The following is an 18,220-nucleotide window of genomic DNA, read 5'->3' as shown; positions in this document are numbered from 1 at the left end:
GAGTGAGAACCACGCGCAGCCGCAGCGACTCGATCCGCGAGGACGAGGACCTGCGGCTGCCGCGTCCTCCCGGGGTGTTCCGACGCTTCTGGGCGCGGCATCCCCGCGTCGCGGATGTCCTGATCGCGCTGGTCTGCCTGTTCCTCTCCCTGACGCCGGCAACCCGCATCGACCCCGAGTTCGCGCCTCCGTTCACACCGGTGCTCGGAGCGTTGCTGCCGGTGGCGGTGCTCGGCACCTGCGTCGCACTGCTCTGGCGACGACGCATCCCGCTGCTGCCCTTCGTCGCTTCGTTCGTGGTCGAGGCGCTCTTGCTGTTCGTCAACGTGCCGGTGGGCACGCCGATCATCCTGGTGACGTGCTACGCCGTCGCGGTCTACCGCTCGACGTCCTCGGCCTGGAAGAGCTATGCGATCGCCCTCGCGGCACTGTCGGCATTCGCGGGGCTGCTCACCGTGACCGGCGTGATCGATCTGCAGATCGCCCTCAACTCGGTCGTCAGCGCCCTCGTCCTCGGTCTGATCGGCACGCTCATCGGTGTGAACGTCGGCGGACGCAAGCGCTACATCGCTGCGGTGATCGACCGCTCGAGGCAGCTCCTCGTCGAACGCGACCAGCAGGCGCAGCTCGCTGCGGCCGCCGAGCGCGCGCGCATCGCGAGGGAGATGCACGACATCGTCTCGCACTCGCTCACCGTGATCGTCGCCCTCTCCGAGGGAGCCGCGGCCACCGCCGACCCCGAGCAGGCGCGTGCTGCTTCGACCGCCAGCGCGACCACCGCGCGCGCTGCGCTCGCCGAGATGCGATCGATGCTCGGGGTGCTGCGTTCGACCGACGACTCCGCGCCCCTCGCGCCGATCGCCGCACCGTCACCGCACGAGTCCGTGTCGAGCGCGCAACGGGCCGGCTATCCGGTGACGCTCGCGGTCACGGGCGCCGGTGAGCTGCCGGTCTCGATCGAGCATGCGGTGTCGAGGATCGTGCAGGAGGGCGTCACGAACGCGATGCGTCACGCGCCGGCGGCGACGGCCATCGCTGTGCGGATCATCCACGAGGCGGAGTCGGTGCGCGTCGAGGTCGTGAACGACGGCACGATCGCTCCCGTCGATGCACCCGGATTCGGTCTGCGCGGCCTCTCCGAGCGGATCGCGCACGTGCAGGGCACCATCAGCTACGGCTCCGCCGGCGACGGGCGATGGACGCTGACCGCCCGACTCCCCACCGCTCCTGCCCGAACCGAGGAAGAGTCATGACCGATTCCATCCGAGTGCTGCTCGTCGATGACCAGCAGTTGATCCGCGTCGGCTTCCGTCTGGTGCTGGAGGCCGAAGACGACATCGTCGTCGTCGGAGAGGCCGGCGACGGACACGAGGCCATCGCCAAGGCGTCGGTGCTGCGCCCCGACCTGGTGCTCATGGACATCCGGATGCCGGGGCTGGACGGCATCGCAGCCACGGCTGCCATCGTTCAGCAGCATCCGGAGACCCGGGTCCTCGTGCTCACGACCTTCGATCTCGACGAGTACGCGTTCGGCGCCATCCGCGCCGGCGCGAGTGGCTTCCTGCTGAAGGACGTGCAGCGCGACGAGATGATCGCGGCACTGCGGGCGGTGCACCGCGGTGACGCTGCGCTGTCGCCGCGGATCACGCGAACGCTGCTCCAGCACGTCGCCCCGATCCTGTCGGCGGAGACCGCCGCCTCTGCGCCCGATGCGACGGCCGATCTCACCGACCGTGAGCGGGATGTGTTCCTCGCGATCGCCAAGGGCCTCACGAATACCGAGATCGCGCAGTCGCTCTACGTCAGCGAGTCGACCGTGAAGACGCACGTCGGCCGCGTCCTGGCCAAGCTCGGCGCGCGCGACCGCATCCACGCCGTGATCCTCGCGTACCGGCTGGGGCTCGTCGACGACGGTCCGCTGCCGCTCGGCGGCTGACGGCATCCGGGGTCCCCGACCCACGGTCCCGGGTTCGTGCGGCTGCGCCCGGTTCGACTAGCCTGCATCAGCACGTGCAATGACCGAGGGGGCCACCGTGACGAGCAATGACCGCACCACGACGGGTGATCACACGACGGAGGGCGACGAGCAGCACCTGCGCCGCGCGCTCAGCAACCGTCACATCCAACTGCTGGCGATCGGCGGGGCCATCGGCACCGGCCTGTTCATGGGCAGCGGCAAGACCATCTCGGTCGCCGGACCATCCGTGATCTTCGTCTACATGATCATCGGATTCATGCTGTTCTTCGTGATGCGCGCGATGGGCGAGCTGCTGCTGTCGAACCTGAAGTACAAGTCCTTCAGCGACTTCGCGAGCGACCTGCTCGGGCCGTGGGCCGGGTTCTTCACCGGGTGGACGTACTGGTTCTGCTGGGTCGTCACCGGTGTCGCCGATGTGATCGCGATCGCCGGGTACACGGATGCGCTGATCCCGGGCATCCCGCTGTGGATCCCCGGCCTCGCCGTCATCGTGATCCTGCTCGCGTTGAACCTTCCGACCGTGGCGGCCTTCGGCGAGATGGAGTTCTGGTTCGCGCTGATCAAGATCATCGCGATCGTCGCGCTCATCGTCACGGGTCTCGTGATGATCTTCACCGGGTTCCAGCACGATGCCGGCACCGCCAGCTTCGCGAACCTCTGGGACCACGGCGGGATGTTCCCGCACGGCTTCATGGGCTTCGTCGCCGGCTTCCAGATCGCGGTGTTCGCATTCGTCGGAGTCGAACTGGTCGGCACCGCGGCCGCCGAGACCAAGGATCCGAAGCGCAACCTGCCGAAGGCGATCAATGCGATCCCGATCCGCATCCTGCTCTTCTACGTCGGCGCGCTGATCATCCTGATGGCCGTGACGCCGTGGACGGAGTACGTCGCCGGCGAGAGCCCGTTCATCGCGATGTTCGCCCTGGCCGGTCTGGGCATCGCCGCGACCGTCGTGAATCTGGTGGTGCTGACATCGGCGATGTCGAGCGCCAACTCGGGCATCTACTCCACCTCGCGCATGGTGTTCGGCCTTGCGCAGGACGGCGACGCCCCTCGCCTGTTCGCACGGTTGTCGAAGCGGCGGGTGCCGCAGAACGCGCTGTTCCTGTCGTGCATCCTGCTGCTCTCCGGCATCGTGCTGATCTACGCGGGAGAGGACATCGGGACCGCCTTCGACATGGTCACCACGGTCTCCGCTGTGTGCTTCATGTTCGTGTGGACGATCTTCCTGTGCAGCTACCTGTCGTATCGACGCAACCGCCCGGACAAGGCGGCGAGCTCCGCGTTCAAGATGCCGGGCGGCACCGTCATGGTCTTCGTCGTGCTCGCGTTCTTCGTGTTCGTGCTGTGGGCGCTCACGACGCAGCCCGATACGCTCACCGCGCTGCTGGTCACGCCGATCTGGTTCGCGCTGCTCTTCGTTGCCTGGCTCTTCGTGCGTCGTTCGACGAACCACCTGACCCGGCACGCGGCACACGTCGCGTACCTGCGCGACGACACGACCGATGCGGACTGAGCAGGAGACGACATGAGCTACCAGCGGCCCGATACCGAACCACGTACCAGCGGACTGTCCATCGCATCCCTCGTTCTCGCGGTGCTGCTCCCCATCCTCGGCCTCGTCCTCGCACTCGTCGCTCGATCGAAGGCGAAGCGCGAGGGTGGCCCGACGCTGGTCGCGACGGTCGCCATCGTGGCGGGCGCCGTCCTCAGTCTGGTCTGGACGCTGCTGATCGCGCTGTTCATCTGGGCGGGAGCAACGCTGTTCACCGTGGCCACCTCGGATGACCCCTCGGAACCGGCGCCGCCTGCGCCCGGCGACTCGATCGTGCTCGAGGTGAGCGCCGACGGCGAGCTCGATGATGAGACGCTCACTGCAGCGCGATCACTTGTCGAGCTGCAGGCCGCGAATGCGGGTCTGGATCTCGCCGATGCCGTCGTCGACGACGACACCGTCATTGTGACCTTCGCTGAGGGGACGACCGACACGCTCATCGAGGAGTTCACCACGTCACTGACCTCACCATTGACGGATGGGTTCTACGCGGTGGACGAGGTGCGGCCAGGCAGCGGCGGCGGGGATACAGCCGTCTCCTGTGCCGATCTTCCATTCGGCAGCGCGACGACCGGTGGGCAGACGCTCGCCTGCGACGATGCCGACCAGACACAGTACGTCTTCGATTCCGGTCCACGGATGTCGGGCACGGACATCTCGGAGGTCGCGCTCTCCGGCGACGCCGTCTCGGTCGTCCTCAGCGCGGATGGCGCGCAGGAGCTCGCTGACTGGACGGCCGAGATCGCGCCCCTCGGCACCGCTCAGATCGCGATCGTCGATCTCAGCGGCGTGATCACCGCGCCTGTCGTGATGAGCGCCATCACAGGAGGCGAGTTCCAGATCTCCGGCGGCGGATCCGGAAATCTCCAGGCCTTGACCGACCGTCTTCGTGTCTTGGGCGCCGGCGTCACGTTCTCCATCGAGAGATGAGTGAGCCCGGCACGCGCGCACGCGCGGCCGGGCTCGACAGCTCAGATGTGGATCACGCGTGCGTGGGAGTCCACTCCGAGACCGCGTTCAGCGTCTGCACCTCGTCGGCGGTGAGCTCGAGACGCGCACCGGCAAGCAGATCCGGCACCTGCTCGACAGTGCGGGCGCTCGCGATCGGGGCCGCGACGGTCGGCTGCGCACGGAGCCACGCGAGCGACGTCGCGGCGATGGATGCGCCGTGCGCCTGTCCGATCTCCTCGAGGGCGTCGATGATGCGCAGTCCGGCATCCGTGGCGTACTTGGCTGCGCCTTGCGCTCGCGGCGACTCGTGACCCGCTGCATCCGTCGACCGGTACTTGCCGGTCAGGAATCCGCTCGCGAGCGAGTAATACGGCACCAGCCCGAGATCGAACTCCTCTGCGACCGGGATGATCGTCTCCTCGACCTCGTTGCGGTGCACGAGGTTGTAATGCGGCTGCACCGCGACCGGCAGGGCAACGCCCGTGCGCTCCGCGATCTCGATCCACTCGCGGATGCGATCGCCAGTGTAGTTCGAGACGGCGATGTTCTTCACGAGTCCATCGGTGACGAGCTGTCCGAAGGCGCCGACGGTCTCTTCGAGGGGAACCGTCTCGTCGTCGAAGTGCGCGTAGTAGAGGTCGATCGCGTCGACGCCCAGTCTGGCGAGCGAGGCTTCGGCTGCTTTGCGGACGTTCGCGGCGGCGAGACCCTTGAAGTCCGGGTGCTGGCTGACCTTGGTCGCGACGACGACGTTCTGCGGCTTGCGCGAGGCGAGCCACTCGCCGATGATCGTCTCGCTCTCTCCACCCGAGTTGCCCGGGACCCAGGCACTGTACGCATCGGCGGTGTCGATGAAGTCGCCCCCGCCTGCCGTGAAGGCGTCGAGCACGGCGAACGAGGCGTCGCGGTCGGCCGTCCAGCCGAAGACGTTGCCACCGAGCGAGAGCGGGAAGACGTTGAGGTCACTGGTTCCGATACGAGTCATGCTCTCGACAACGGCCTCATGCCGAGCGGCATTCCCCTGTGACGGTGTGTTGCGGCGATGCTCAGGAGCTTGCTCAGCGCGCCCAGACGATTACTGAGACGCGGCCCTTCGTCGAGCCCGATGTCAGACGCGGACGCGTTCTGCGCGGAACCACGACAGCGCATCGCTCGATTTCCATTTGAGGGCCTGCGACTCGATGAGGAACCAACTGGCCACTGCGAGGACGAGCGTTCCAGCGAGCGAGATCAGCATGTACGCCACGAGGCCGAGATCATTCGCCCCGAAGTACGCGGCGAGCTGCTGAACCGGCCACCCGTAGACATAGATGCCGTAGGAGAAATCATGTTTCCGCCCGACCGATCGGAACGGCAGGTGATAGGCAACCCACAGAACGAGGTACGGGAACGCGACGAGGCCGACCTGCTGGAACCCCCACGACAGGTACGTGCCGACGAACACCACGAGGGCGAGAGGGGGCAACCAGCGCATGCCCGCGAGGAGGCGTTCCTTCGCGAAATAGATCGCCGATCCGATGAGGAAGCAGAGCGTGAACTTCGCCTGCCGATCGTCGTAGACGCCGAGTGCGCCGATCTGAGCGAGTTGCACCCACAGCCAGGCCACGCCCGCGAGGACCGCAACCATCCGACCGGAGAGCACACGTCCAGCCATCAGCAGCCCGATCAACAGGTAGCAGGCGAACTCGAACGGCAGCGTGTACAGCGGACCGTTCCACATCGATGGGAACGGATTGCCGCCGAGCGTATCCCCGATGCCGATCTGGTTCTGCACCAGCAGCGCGTTCGTGAACAGGAACCCGCTCGGGGGTGGTGTTGCTCCGAGGTACTCCGAGAGACCGTGGGATGTGCGCCACACGATCGGCGCCAGCACCAGCGCCACCACGACGAGCGACATCCAGTATCCGGGGAAGATACGTAGGATGCGGTGCCAGAAGAACCGCCCGACCGACAGCCGAGTACCGCTCATCGTGATCAGGAATCCGGAAAGGGCGAAGAACGCCTCGACGGCGAGGATGCCGAGATTGTTGTCCTCGCGGCCCGGGTCGGCTCCGAACCCGCCGAGCGGCCACGAATGAGCCACGACGACGAGCACCGCGAACGCAAGACGAAGGAACCCGAAGCTGTTCGCCCGGACATCGAAGGAAGACACCCGGCTATCCTGCCAGCAATCGGAAACCGACCCGCCGCCGACACAGTGAAACGACGATCGTCGGAGAGCGAAGACCCGGCTCCCCCGGAATCGCGGGAGCCGGGTCTGCTATCGGGTGCCGACTACAGGACTTGAACCTGCAACCCCCGTATTACAAGTACGGTGCGCTACCAATTGCGCCAAGTCGGCGGGTGCCACCAGCTTACCGATGGCGGAGACGCAGTCCGAACCTACGGAGCCGGAGTCTCGGTCGGCTCCACACTCGGCGACGGCGTCGGGGTGGGCGATGCCTTGTAGTAGGCGTCGCTCGCAACGGTCAGCACGAACTGCGAGAACTCGGCCGGGTCGTCGAGCGCGCCGACGTAGGCCTCACCGTTGGCCACGATCATCGGCGCGGAAGTGAGCACCAGGTCGTCGGATCCGGCGAGCGGACCGTCGAGTGCGCGGGTGGTCGCATCCTTCGCCCAGGTCACGTAGTCGGAGTTCTCGATGCAGGAGCGCACGGCCTTGCCGTTGTCCACGCCGACCGCGCCGGCGACGTCAGCCAGCTGGACGTCGGAGAGTCCGTCGCTGCCGACCTTGGGCTGGTCATCGAGCAGGTCGTGGTTGAAGGCGTAGAACTTCTCCGGCGAATGCGTCGCGACGCACGCCGCGGCGGCTGCCGCACGCAACGAGTACTTCGTGCCGTTGGAGCTGGCGGTGAGCAGCGCGACCGGGTGATAGCTCACGGTCACAGCGCCCTCGCTGATCCAGTTGGTGAGCTGGCGGGCGTTCGCGCGCTCGAACTCTCCGGCATCCGGCGACAGGTAGTCGACGTAGATGTGGATGTCCACTCGATCAGAGGCCGTCGGCTCCGGCGTGGGCTGGGCCTCCTCGGCACCTGCGTCCGTGGCATCAGGAGCGGGTGTCGTGAGCGTCTCGTCCGAGCTCGCTGCGGCGGTGATGTCGGTGACGACGACGCCGTCCCCGTCCATGCCGCTCGGCATCAGCTGCGGCTTCGAGACCTGCGCCGACACGGCGAGCGTCACTGCTGTGCCGATGGCACCGACCGCGATCACGGCGACCGCACCGATGATGATCCGTCGCATGATGCGCGCTCTGGACTGCTGCGCGTGCACCTGCTGTGCCTTCTCCCGCACGGCCTCGCGAGAATTGCGAGGTGTGGGGACGTTCGGCGTTTCGTCGCTCGACATCGTTCCTCTTGAGTCTCAGGGGGTCCGGGTTGGCCCCGACCATCACTCTCTGGCGACGATCGCCGCGAACACGCGGCCGGGTTCGATGTTAACCAGTCAGTCTGAGAAATACCCAGGTGCCACTGTTCGTGTCATACTGATCCCGACCCAACGTCGGGTCGCGGCGGGTCATTCCGCCGATTCCATCACTACGGATCGTCCGGCACGTACCTGCCGGTGAAGGAGAAGCATCATGGCATCTGTCACGTTCGATGACGCCACCCGCCTGTACCCCGGCGGAACCCGCCCGGCCGTCGACAAGCTGAACCTCGAGGTCGGAGACGGCGAGTTCCTCGTCCTCGTCGGTCCTTCCGGTTGCGGTAAGTCCACGTCCCTCCGCATGCTCGCCGGCCTCGAAGAGGTCAACGCAGGCCGCATCCTCATCGGCGACCGCGACGTCACCGACGTGCCGCCGAAGGACCGCGACATCGCGATGGTGTTCCAGAACTACGCGCTGTACCCGCACATGACCGTCGCCGAGAACATGGGCTTCGCGCTCAAGATCGCCGGCATCGGCAAGGAAGAACGCGCCACCCGCGTGCTCGAGGCAGCCAAGCTCCTCGACCTCGAGGACTACCTGACCCGCAAGCCGAAGGCCCTCTCCGGTGGTCAGCGTCAGCGTGTCGCGATGGGCCGCGCGATCGTCCGTCAGCCCCAGGTGTTCCTCATGGACGAGCCGCTGTCGAACCTCGACGCCAAGCTCCGCGTCCAGACGCGTACGCAGATCGCGTCGCTGCAGCGTCGCCTCGGCGTCACCACGGTCTACGTCACGCACGACCAGACCGAGGCCCTCACCATGGGTGACCGCATCGCGGTCCTCAAGGACGGCCTGCTCCAGCAGGTGGGTTCGCCTCGCGACCTGTACGAGAAGCCGAACAACGTCTTCGTCGCCGGCTTCATCGGCTCGCCCGCGATGAACCTGTTCTCGGCGGACCTCGCCGAGGGCGGCATCCGCTTCGGCACCGAGGTCGTCCCGCTCGACCGCGACACCGTCGGCCGTGCCAACGGTTCGCAGGTCACGGTCGGCGTCCGTCCCGAGGACATCGTCGTCGGCCCCGCCGACGGCAAGGGCCTCTCGGTCACGGTCGACCTCGTCGAGGAGCTCGGCGCTGACGGCTACCTCTACGGCCACACCGAGATCAACGGCAAGCGCGCCGACCTCGTCGCACGCGTCGACGGTCGCAACCACCCGAACGCTGGCGAGACCGTCACGCTCGCAGCGTCGGCCGGCCACGTGCACGCCTTCGACATCGAGTCGGGCGAGCGCCTGAACGACAAGCCGGTCGTCTCTGCCTGATCGGTTCAACGCACGCGGCGCAGGCTGACTTCGGTCGCCTGCGCCGCGTTCTCGTTTCCCCGCCCACTCATCCAGGGAGCTCCATGCAGGATTCGCTGCGGATCACCGCCAGCAAAGTCGACCCGGGCCTGCTCTCGCTCCCCTGGTCCACCACGCTCGCAAGATGGCCTTCCGAGCACATCGTGTCGCTGCCCAAGGGCCTCTCCCGCCACCTCGTCCGCTTCGCCGACCTCTCCGGCCGCGTCATCGCAGTGAAGGAGACCACCGCCGAGATGGCGCAGCGCGAGTACGACATGCTCGGCAACCTCGCCCGCCTCGACGTGCCCTGCGTCGACCGCGTCGCGGTGATCGCCGGACGGACGGATGCCGACGGCGAACCGCTTCCCGCCGCGCTCGTCACCTCGCATCTGCGCTTCTCGATGCCGTATCGCGCGCTCTTCACCCGGGTGCTGCGCCCCGACACGGCCACCCGCCTCGTCGACGCCCTGGCGCTGCTGCTCGTGCGTCTGCACAACGTGGGCTTCTACTGGGGCGACGTGTCGCTCTCGAACACCTTGTTCCGTCGTGATGCGGGTGCCTTCGCCGCCTACCTGGTGGATGCCGAGACCGGCGAACTGCACGAGGAGGGACTGACCGACGGTCAGCGCTCCTACGACCTCGACCTGGCACGCACGAACATCGCCGGCGAGATCATGGACCTCGCCGCCGGCGGACGACTCGAGCACGGTGTCGACGCCGTCGCGATCGCTGACGGCATCGTCTCGTCGTACCGGTCGCTGTGGGCCGAGCTGACCGCGCAGGAGTCGTTCTCGTCGGCCGAGACCTGGCGGATCACCGAACGGGTCGAGCGCTTGAACGCACTGGGGTTCGACATCGATGAGATGTCGATGTCGACCACGGCCGACGGAACGGTCGTCGAGATCCAGCCGAAGGTCGTCGACGCAGGTCATCACCAGCGGCGCCTGATCCGCCTCACCGGGCTCGACGTCGAGGAGAACCAGGCCCGCCGCTTGCTGAACGACCTCGACGAGTTCCGCGCACGGTCGACGAAGCAATGGGCTGACGAGGAGATGTACGCGCACGAATGGCTGACCCGCGTGTTCGAGCCGGTGGTGCGGGCGATCCCCTATGAGCTGCGCGCCAAGCTCGAGCCTGCGGAGGTCTTCCACCAGGTGCTCGAGCACCGCTGGTACCTCTCACAGGCGCACGGGCGCTCCGTGCCGCTCGCCGAGGTGCTCACGAGCTATATCAACGAGGTGCTGCGTCACCGCCGCGACGAGGCCACGATCATGGGTCCACCGACCGAGACCATGAGCCTCCCCGTCATCACGGGGTCGCTGTCGCTCGCGGACGAGGACGACGACGCCGTCGACTGGCGCGATCTGGTCTAGTACCCGACGGTGAACCGCTCGCGGTGGTGGTTGCCCTGCTCGATCTCGTCGACCACGGCGACGGCGAAGTCGGCACCGGAGATGGTGGACTGCCCGTCGGCGTCGCGCACGATCACGTCGCCGCCGTCGCGGTACTTCCCGGTGCGCTCTCCTTCGGCCCAGGGACCGAACACCTCGGCCGGGTGCACGAAGAACCAGTCGAGACCGGCATCCGAGCCCTCGAGCAGGGCGAGCGAGTCGATGCCGACCTGCGCCTCGTGCTTGTACTCCTCGGGGAAGTCCTGATCGAACAGTCGAGGGCCGCCAGGAGCGACCAGGCTGCCACCGGCCCCGCCGACCACGCCGAGGCGCGTCTCGGTGCCGGTGAGCCGCTGGGCGAGGGTGCCGAGCGCCTCGAGCACGCTGTTCTCCATGTCACCGCGCGGCGAGAGCGCCGAGACGACCGCATCGGCTCCCTCGAAGGTCGCGGCGATGGAGTCGATGTCGAGCGCCGAGCCCTGCACATACGCCGCCCCCGCGACCGGATCCTGCGGCTCCGACCGCGAGATGGCGATCACCCCGTGACCGCGGGTCACGGCCTCCGAGACGATGTGGCGACCGGCGTAGCCGGTTCCTCCCAGGACGACGATGCGAGCCATGCGATTCTCCTCTGTCAGCGGGTGGAGCGTACGAGCGATACGGGTGTGCGGGTCAGTTCGCGGCGCGAGTCGTCGCGACCTGGTACAGCGCGACCGATGTCGCGATGCCGGCGTTCAGCGACTCGGTGGCCGCGGAGATCGGGATCGACACGATCTGATCGCAGGTCTCTCGGACCAGGCGGGACAGTCCCTTGCCCTCGGAGCCCGCGACGATGACGACCGGACGGTCGGCGAGCTGCAGTGCCGGAAGCGAGACGTCGCCGTCGCCGGCGAGGCCGAGGATGAAGACACCCTGCTTCTTGAACTCCTTGAGCTGCGTCGTGAGGTTGGTCGCGAGAGCGACGGGGGTCCGCGCGACAGCGCCGGCGCTCGTCTTCCACACCGCGGAGTTCACACCAGCCGAGCGACGCTGCGGCAGGATGATGCCGTGGCCGCCGAACGCGGCAGCCGAACGGATCACGGCGCCGAGGTTGCGAGGGTCGGTGATGCCGTCGAGGGCGACGAAGAGCGGCACCTGGCCGCGATCGATGACCTGCTCGAGCAGGTCCTGCGGGTGCGCGTACTCATACGGCGGCACCTTGATGGCGACACCCTGGTGCACGCCGTCGAAGCCGGCCATGCGGTCGAGCTCCTGACGCGTGACCTCCATCACCGGAATGCCGCGGTGCGTCGCGATCGACAGCATCTCCTTGACGCGATCGTCCATCTCGACGCGCTGCGCGATGTAGAACGCCGTCGCGGGGATCTTGGCGCGAAGCGCCTCGAGCACCGAGTTGCGGCCGGTCACGACCTCGGTCTCGGTGGTGTTGTCCTTCGCCCGCGCCGAGCGGTTCGGGCTGCCACCGGAGGTCTGTCGCAGGCCGCCAGGGCGCCCCTTGCCGCCGGACGCCGCGTAGCGCTCGGCCGCTGCCTTGCGCTTCCCCGCGGGGTGCCACGCCCGGTCCTCCGCCTTCGGGGTCGGCCCGCGGCCCTCGAGCGCCTTGCGTCCGAGTCCGCCCGTGCCCTTGCTGGGACCCTTCTTCTTGCCCTTACCCGCCGAGGGGTTGCCAAGCTTCGCCATCAAATACTCCAATGAGTTCCGGCTGGAGAGTCCTCCAGCGTGATTCCTGCGGCGGCGATCGCGTCGCGAATACGATCCGCCGCCGCCCAGTCCTTGTCAGCACGTGCCTGCGCGCGCTGCGTGATCATCTCCTGGACGAGTGCGTCCAGCGTCCGGTGCTCGGCGAGGTCCCCGCCGGTGCTCATGAGCTCGTCGAAACCGAGGAGCCGCAGCATGGCGTCCACCTGGACGAATGCGCCCCACGCGGTGTCGTCGTCGCCGTCGTCGATCGCGGTGTTGCCCCGCCGCACGGTCTCGTGCAGCACGGCGATCGCCTGCGGCACACCGAGGTCGTCGTCCATCGCCGCCGCGAAGTCGTCAGGGATTTCGCCGATCCGCGACTCGTCCGGTGCACCGGTGAGCGAGCGCCGCACACGGGCGATGAACGTGCCGACACGGCCGAGCGCGGCATCCGCCTCATCCCACGACGACTCGGTGAGGTCGAGGCTCGACCTGTAGTGCGCTGCGGCGAGAGCGTACCGAACGACCAGCGGGTCCCGCTCGGCGAGCACGTCTGCGGCGAGTGTGAAGTTGCCGAGGGACTTCGACATCTTCTGGCCGTTCACGGTCACGAGTCCGTTGTGCACCCAGTGCCTGGCGAACGCGTCACCCGCGGCAGTCGACTGCGCGAGTTCGTTCTCATGATGGGGGAACCGGAGGTCGAGTCCCCCGCCGTGGATGTCGAACTCCGCGCCGAGATACCGCTTCGCCATCGCCGAGCACTCGATGTGCCAGCCGGGTCGCCCCGGACCCCACGGGGATGCCCAGGTCGCGTCTGCCGGCTCGTCGGACTTGGCGCCCTTCCAGAGCGCGAAGTCCTGCGGGTTGCGCTTCCCGCGAGGATCGGCGTCCTCCGCCGCTTCCATCGCGTCGATCGATTGGTGCGTCAGGGCGCCGTACTCCGACCAGGAGCGCACGTCGAAGTACACATCGCCCGAGCCGTCGGGCGCCGGGTAGGCATGGCCGCGCTCGATCAACAGCTCGATGAGCTCCTGCATCTGCGGGATCGACGCGGTCGCGCGCGGCTCATACGTCGGCGGCAGGATGCCGATACCCGCATATGCCGCCGTGAACTCCTGCTCGATGCGGTAGGCGAGCGCCCACCAGGGCTCGACGTCGGTCGCGTTCTGCAGCACCTTGTCGTCGATGTCGGTGACATTGCGCACGAACGTGACCCTGCCGTGACGGTGCTCCAGCCATCGGCGCAGCAGATCGAAGCTGAGCGCCGCTCTGACGTGCCCGATGTGGGGTCCGGACTGCACCGTGGGTCCACAGACATACATCGTGACGTTCTCGGGGTCGAGAGGCACGAAATCACGCAGATCCTGCGTGCGGGTGTCGTGGAGGCGGAGTGTCACCGCTCAATCTTACCGGGGCGGCGTGACGTGGCCCTGAGTAAGTCCCGTCGGCAGCAGCATCGCGATCGCCGTCACCGCGATCCCCTCGCCCCGACCGGGGAACCCGAGACCATCGGTGGTCGTCGCGGTCACCGACACGGGCGCCCCGCCGAGGGCCGCCGAGAGCACCTGCTCTGCCTCGGCACGGCGCGCGCTGAACCGCGGACGGTTGCCCTGGAACTGCGCCGAGACGTTGCCGATCGCGAACCCCGCCTCAGCGAGCAGCTCTCGTGTGCGCGCCAGGAACACGGCGGCATGGGCGCCGGCGTACTCCGGATGCGAGGTGCCGAAGTGCTCGCCGATGTCACCGAGTCCGGCAGCACCCAGCAGCGCATCGACGATCGCGTGGGCGACCGCATCGCCGTCGGAATGCCCTGACAGCGGGGGCTCCCCCGGCCATTCGAGACCCGCGAGCCACAGCGCGCCATCGCCGCCGAACGCATGCACGTCGGTGCCGATGCCGACGCGCGGCGCGACGCTCGCCGGAAGGCCCTCGCTCGCCGGGTGCGACGCGGGAGCCGGTGCGCCGGCATCCGCCAGCAGATGACGCGCCCGCTCGAGGTCTCCGGGGGTCGTGATCTTGAACGCACGCTCGGAGCCCTCGATGTGTCGCACGCTCCCACCGTTCGCCGCGAACAGCGCTGCATCGTCGGTGTACTCGACCCCGGCGGTCAGCGCAGCGGCGTATGCCGCCTGCAGCGGGCCGCGAGGGAAACCCTGCGGGGTCTGCGCTGCGGCGAGCTCAGACCGATCGACTGCGGCGACGATCAGCCCATCGTCGACCCGCTTGAGCGTGTCGACCACCGGAAGCGCCGGGATCACACCGGTGTCCGCACGGACGGCGCGCGCCACGGCGTCGATCTGGGCGGGCGGCGTGAGTGCCCTCGCTGCGTCGTGCACGAGCACGGTCGTCACACCCCCCCAGAGTGCCGCGAGTCCGGCCGACACCGAGAGCTGCCGGGTGTCACCGCCGGTCACGACGCGACCGAGGTCGATGCGCTCGCCCGCGGCCTCCCGGAGCTCGGTCTCGGCATCGCCCTCGAAGCCCGCAGGGGCGACGACGATCACCTGCGCGGGGGCGGCGGCGAACACACCGTCGAGCGCGTGACGCAGGATCGAGCGGCTGTCGATGCCGACGAATGCCTTGGGTGCGCCTGCGTCCAGGCGGGTGCCTGAACCGGCGGCGACGACGATGATCGCGGTGTCGGGGACGGGGAGCATGGTCACGATCTCACGCTACCGCCTCGCGCAGACGACGAAGGGGCGGATGCCGCAGCATCCGCCCCTTCGTCACGACCCTCGGGTCGACGACGGAATCAGGAAGCGAGGACCTGGTCGAGCAGTGCGCCCGCCTTGTCCTCGTCGGTCTTCTCAGCGAGCGCGAGCTCGGAGATGAGGATCTGACGAGCCTTCGCCAGCATCCGCTTCTCTCCCGCGGAGAGTCCGCGGTCCTGATCGCGGCGCCAGAGGTCGCGGACGACCTCGCTGACCTTGATGACATCGCCGGAGGCGAGCTTCTCAAGGTTCGCCTTGTACCGGCGCGACCAGTTGGTCGGCTCTTCGGTGAACGGTGCGCGAAGCACCTCGAACACATGGTCGAGGCCTTCCTTGCCGATCACGTCACGGACGCCGACGAGGTCGACGTTCTCTGCGGGGACCTCGATGATGAGATCGCCCTGGGTGACGTTCAGCTTCAGATACTTCTTCGCCTCACCCTTGATGATGCGTTCCTTGACCTCGATGATGGTCGCGGCGCCATGGTGCGGATAGACGACTGTCTCGCCAACCTCAAAAAGCATAAAAACGTGTCCTTTCGGCAACCTCAAGGATACCACAGGCCATATGCGCTAAGGTTCGCGCCTCGAGTGCTCGGTGACGGTACCCGCGTACCCGTAGAATGGATGCGGATATCCCGTCGGACCCCAGGAGGACCAGTGAAATCGCGCCTTGTTGCGTCTGCCGCCATCAGCGCTCTCGTCCTGCTCGGCGCGACCGGCTGCACGTTCATCTCGCCGCAGGCGACGAAGATCGAGTACTCCGCCTCTGACGGGGTCAACGTCTTCGACCCGGAGAGCCCCCTCGACGTGCGCAACGCCTTCATCGTGGCGAACGAAGACGGCAGTGTCGGCAACTTCATCGGCGCGGTCGTGAACCCCACCGACGAGCGCGCGACGCTGACCATCGCCCTCGAAGGCGTCGACCCGTTTACCGTGACCGTGCCGGCAGACGACCGCATCAGCTTCGGCGCCGATGCCGAGCCGCTGCGCATCGTCGGCCTCGACACCATGCCGGGCGCGACGGTCGAGATGCACTTCCAGTCGGGTGACGCGCTCGGCGTCAAGACGCAGGTGCCGGTGCTCGACGGTTCCCTCCCCTACTACGCGGATCTGGTGCCCAGCGACGACTGATCGCCCCAGCAGCTGCAGCACACAGAAGAGGCCGACCCGTTCGCGGGGCCGGCCTCTTCTGTGTTGACGGTGTCGAGTGCTCAGCCCTCGAAGCGGTAGCCGAGACCGCGCACGGTGACCAGCATCACCGGCTCGCTCGGGTTCTCCTCGATGCGGGAGCGGATGCGCTTGATGTGCACGTCGAGGGTCTTGGTATCCCCGAAGTAGTCGCTGCCCCAGACGCGGTCGATCAGCTGACCGCGGGTGAGCACTCGGCCGGAGTTGCGCATCAGGACCTCGAGCAGCTCGAACTCCTTCAGCGGCATGTTGATCACCGATCCGGCGACGGAGACCGTGTGCCGATCGATGTCGAGCGACACCCGCCCGCCATCCAGCACGCGCTCGTCGAGCTCGCCCTCAGCCTGCACCACCCGACGAAGCACCGCCCGCATGCGCGCGAGCAGCTCCCTCGAGGAGTACGGCTTCGTGATGTAGTCGTCGGCGCCCAGCTCCAGCCCGACGACGATGTCGACTTCGGAGTCCTTCGCCGTCAGCATGATGATGGGCACCGCAGAGGTGGAGCGGACCTGCCGGCAGACCTCTGTACCCGGCATTCCTGGCAGCATCAGGTCGAGCAGGATGATGTCGGCGCCCCGGTCCCGGAACGCCGTCAGCGCGCCGGGGCCGTCTTCGGCGATCTCGACCTCGTACCCCTCTCGCCGCAGCAGATACGCCAGCGGGTCGGCGAGATCGGGTTCGTCCTCGACGAGAAGGATGCGTGTCATGCGATTTCTCCGTTTCGTACGCGTCCGCCGGATGCCTTGGCCTTCGCCTTGGCCTCCTTGCGGGCACGCTTCTTCTTGCTCTTCTTGCCGCCGTCGACGGGTTCGGGCGCGTCGATCAGCGGAAGCCTGATGGTGAAGGTCGATCCGCGCCCCGGCCGCGACCACAGGCGCACTTCGCCGCCGTGCCGCTGCGTGGCATGTTTGACGATCGACAGACCGAGTCCGGTGCCGCCGGTGCGACGGGAGCGGGCGTCGTCCGCACGGTAGAACCGCTCGAAGATGCGCTCCCGGTCGGATTCGGAGATGCCGATGCCCTGGTCGGCGACGGCGATCTCGACGACGCCATCCTCGGCCTTCACGCCGACGCCCACACGAGACCCGCGCGGGGAGTAGACGATCGCGTTGGCGATGAGGTTGCCCACCGCCTCGATCAGGATCTGCGCGTCGCCGCGCACCCAGGCACCGCGGTCGCCGCCTCGGGCGAGATCGACGCCAGCGGAGTCGGCCTGCACGACGTGCGCCTCGATGGATGCCGCGACCACCTCATCGATGGACACGGCGTTGACCTCGGTCAAGCCGTCCTCGGCCTGCAGTCGGGACAGGCTCATGATGCGCCCGGTGAGCTGGGCGAGGCGTCCGGCCTCGGCAGAGATCCGCGCGGCGAAGATCCGCACCTGCGGCGGGTCGTCGGCGGCCGACTCGATCGCCTCGGCGAGCAGGCTGACGGCCCCGACCGGCGTCTTCAGCTCATGGCTGGTGTTGGCGACGAAGTCGCGACGCATCTGATCGAGACGCTCCTGCTCCGTGACATCGCGGATGATCAGCAACGCCATCCGCGCTCCGAGCACGCTCGCACGCGCCGACACGAGACGCGGATCGAGGCTGACCCCGCCACGGGTGATGCGCATCGATTCGGTCTTGGTGCCGCCGGCCGCTCTGACGCTGCGCACGAGCAGCCGCAACTCCGGGTTGTCGAGTGTCGAGCCGACGTCGATGCCGAAGCGCGTCGCCGCATGCGAGGCGGCGAGCACCAGACCTGAGGTGTCGACGACACAGGCGGCGTCGTCCATGCTGTCGAGGACGTCCGTGATGCCCTCGGGAACGACGGTCGAGGTCTCCTGCTCGACGCGCGCTCGTGCACGGAAGGCCCACACCAGCAGGAGGGAGAGACCGACGCCGATCAACACGCCTGCGGCGAGAGCGATCAGCGCGACCTGCGGCAACGTCATGACTCCAGCGTAGAGTGCGTTCACCCGCGTTCCGGCGCGTTTTCAGGGGTGCAGTGCAACGTGAGAAGTACTATTCACGTGCTGGGCACCGTTCGTTAACCTTCGGAGCACACAATCTGATCGGGCCTG

General features: G+C 67.7%; 17 protein-coding genes and 1 tRNA gene. 7 read left to right on the top strand and 11 right to left on the bottom strand.

The features are described from left to right. Positions 1-2 precede the first annotated feature (2 nt). The 4 genes from RS83_RS10870 to RS83_RS10855 all read left to right on the top strand — a co-directional run bounded on the left by RS83_RS10870 (position 3) and on the right by RS83_RS10855 (position 4,463). The gene (locus RS83_RS10870; protein WP_156153180.1) at positions 3-1,253 is read left to right on the top strand and encodes a sensor histidine kinase; all 1,251 of its coding nucleotides are present in this window, start codon (positions 3-5) and stop codon (positions 1,251-1,253) included. After that, positions 1,250-1,936, top strand: coding sequence for a response regulator (locus RS83_RS10865; protein WP_045279550.1), 687 nt, complete (start codon positions 1,250-1,252; stop codon positions 1,934-1,936). Before RS83_RS10870 ends, RS83_RS10865 begins: the two co-directional genes overlap by 4 nt. A 79-nt stretch (positions 1,937-2,015) precedes the next feature. Further along, positions 2,016-3,494 carry a D-serine/D-alanine/glycine transporter gene (cycA, locus tag RS83_RS10860; protein WP_045279549.1) on the top strand — a complete coding sequence of 493 codons (1,479 nt, stop codon included), beginning with the start codon at positions 2,016-2,018 and terminating at the stop codon, positions 3,492-3,494. A gap of 12 nt (positions 3,495-3,506) precedes the next feature. Next, positions 3,507-4,463, top strand: coding sequence for a SecDF P1 head subdomain-containing protein (locus RS83_RS10855; protein WP_045279548.1), 957 nt, complete (start codon positions 3,507-3,509; stop codon positions 4,461-4,463). A gap of 52 nt (positions 4,464-4,515) precedes the next feature. Here the strand turns inward: RS83_RS10855 and RS83_RS10850 are convergent, their stop codons facing one another. The 4 genes from RS83_RS10850 to RS83_RS10835 form a co-directional block, all read right to left on the bottom strand. Beyond that, a complete protein-coding gene (locus tag RS83_RS10850; RefSeq protein ID WP_045279547.1) occupies positions 4,516-5,469 on the bottom strand; it encodes an aldo/keto reductase in 954 nt (317 codons plus the stop codon). Between the two features lie 123 nt (positions 5,470-5,592). Next, positions 5,593-6,636 carry an acyltransferase family protein gene (locus RS83_RS10845; protein ID WP_045279546.1) on the bottom strand — a complete coding sequence of 348 codons (1,044 nt, stop codon included), beginning with the start codon at positions 6,634-6,636 and terminating at the stop codon, positions 5,593-5,595. 116 nt (positions 6,637-6,752) lie between these two features. Continuing rightward, positions 6,753-6,825: transfer RNA gene (locus tag RS83_RS10840), tRNA-Thr, on the bottom strand. Between the two features lie 41 nt (positions 6,826-6,866). Further along, on the bottom strand, positions 6,867-7,829 hold the full coding sequence (locus RS83_RS10835) for a DsbA family protein (RefSeq protein WP_045279545.1): 963 nt from the start codon (positions 7,827-7,829) through the stop codon (positions 6,867-6,869). A 232-nt stretch (positions 7,830-8,061) separates the two neighbouring features. On the opposite strand from RS83_RS10835, the gene RS83_RS10830 reads away from it, so the two are divergent. Further along, complete coding sequence (locus tag RS83_RS10830) at positions 8,062-9,165, top strand: ABC transporter ATP-binding protein (RefSeq protein WP_045279544.1); 1,104 nt, start codon at positions 8,062-8,064, stop codon at positions 9,163-9,165. An 83-nt stretch (positions 9,166-9,248) separates the two neighbouring features. Then, on the top strand, positions 9,249-10,556 hold the full coding sequence (locus RS83_RS10825) for a DUF4032 domain-containing protein (protein ID WP_045279543.1): 1,308 nt from the start codon (positions 9,249-9,251) through the stop codon (positions 10,554-10,556). Here RS83_RS10825 and RS83_RS10820 read toward each other — a convergent pair. From RS83_RS10820 to RS83_RS10800, 5 genes are all read right to left on the bottom strand, one after another. Beyond that, complete coding sequence (locus RS83_RS10820) at positions 10,553-11,194, bottom strand: NAD(P)-dependent oxidoreductase (RefSeq protein WP_045279542.1); 642 nt, start codon at positions 11,192-11,194, stop codon at positions 10,553-10,555. The two genes, RS83_RS10825 and RS83_RS10820, sit on opposite strands and share 4 nt — an antisense overlap. Before the next feature lie 52 nt (positions 11,195-11,246). Next, a complete protein-coding gene (rlmB, locus tag RS83_RS10815) occupies positions 11,247-12,254 on the bottom strand; it encodes a 23S rRNA (guanosine(2251)-2'-O)-methyltransferase RlmB (RefSeq protein WP_045279541.1) in 1,008 nt (335 codons plus the stop codon). Further along, a complete protein-coding gene (gene cysS, locus RS83_RS10810) occupies positions 12,254-13,651 on the bottom strand; it encodes a cysteine--tRNA ligase (RefSeq protein WP_045279540.1) in 1,398 nt (465 codons plus the stop codon). The genes rlmB and cysS overlap by 1 nt, the downstream gene beginning before the upstream one ends. 9 nt (positions 13,652-13,660) lie before the next feature. Then, positions 13,661-14,911: a 2-C-methyl-D-erythritol 4-phosphate cytidylyltransferase gene (ispD, locus tag RS83_RS10805; RefSeq protein WP_045279539.1), complete on the bottom strand. Its 1,251-nt coding sequence runs from the start codon at positions 14,909-14,911 to the stop codon at positions 13,661-13,663. Positions 14,912-15,006: 95 nt separating this feature from the next. Beyond that, positions 15,007-15,489, bottom strand: coding sequence for a CarD family transcriptional regulator (locus tag RS83_RS10800; RefSeq protein WP_045279538.1), 483 nt, complete (start codon positions 15,487-15,489; stop codon positions 15,007-15,009). 135 nt (positions 15,490-15,624) lie between these two features. On the opposite strand from RS83_RS10800, the gene RS83_RS10795 reads away from it, so the two are divergent. Then, a complete protein-coding gene (locus tag RS83_RS10795) occupies positions 15,625-16,098 on the top strand; it encodes a hypothetical protein (protein ID WP_045279537.1) in 474 nt (157 codons plus the stop codon). Between the two features lie 80 nt (positions 16,099-16,178). On the opposite strand, the gene RS83_RS10790 is transcribed toward RS83_RS10795, so the two are convergent. Both RS83_RS10790 and RS83_RS10785 read right to left on the bottom strand, forming a co-directional pair. After that, positions 16,179-16,862, bottom strand: a complete 684-nt coding sequence (locus RS83_RS10790) for a response regulator transcription factor (RefSeq protein ID WP_045279536.1) — start codon at positions 16,860-16,862, stop codon at positions 16,179-16,181. Next, positions 16,859-18,091, bottom strand: coding sequence for a sensor histidine kinase (locus RS83_RS10785; protein ID WP_045279535.1), 1,233 nt, complete (start codon positions 18,089-18,091; stop codon positions 16,859-16,861). Before RS83_RS10785 ends, RS83_RS10790 begins: the two co-directional genes overlap by 4 nt. Between the last annotated feature and the right edge of the window lie 129 nt (positions 18,092-18,220).

This window comes from Microbacterium oxydans (assembly GCF_000956525.1).
Taxonomy (GTDB): domain Bacteria; phylum Actinomycetota; class Actinomycetes; order Actinomycetales; family Microbacteriaceae; genus Microbacterium; species Microbacterium oxydans_A.
Note: the sequence above shows the minus strand (reverse complement) of the source record. Positions and strands in the feature narration are given on the sequence as shown.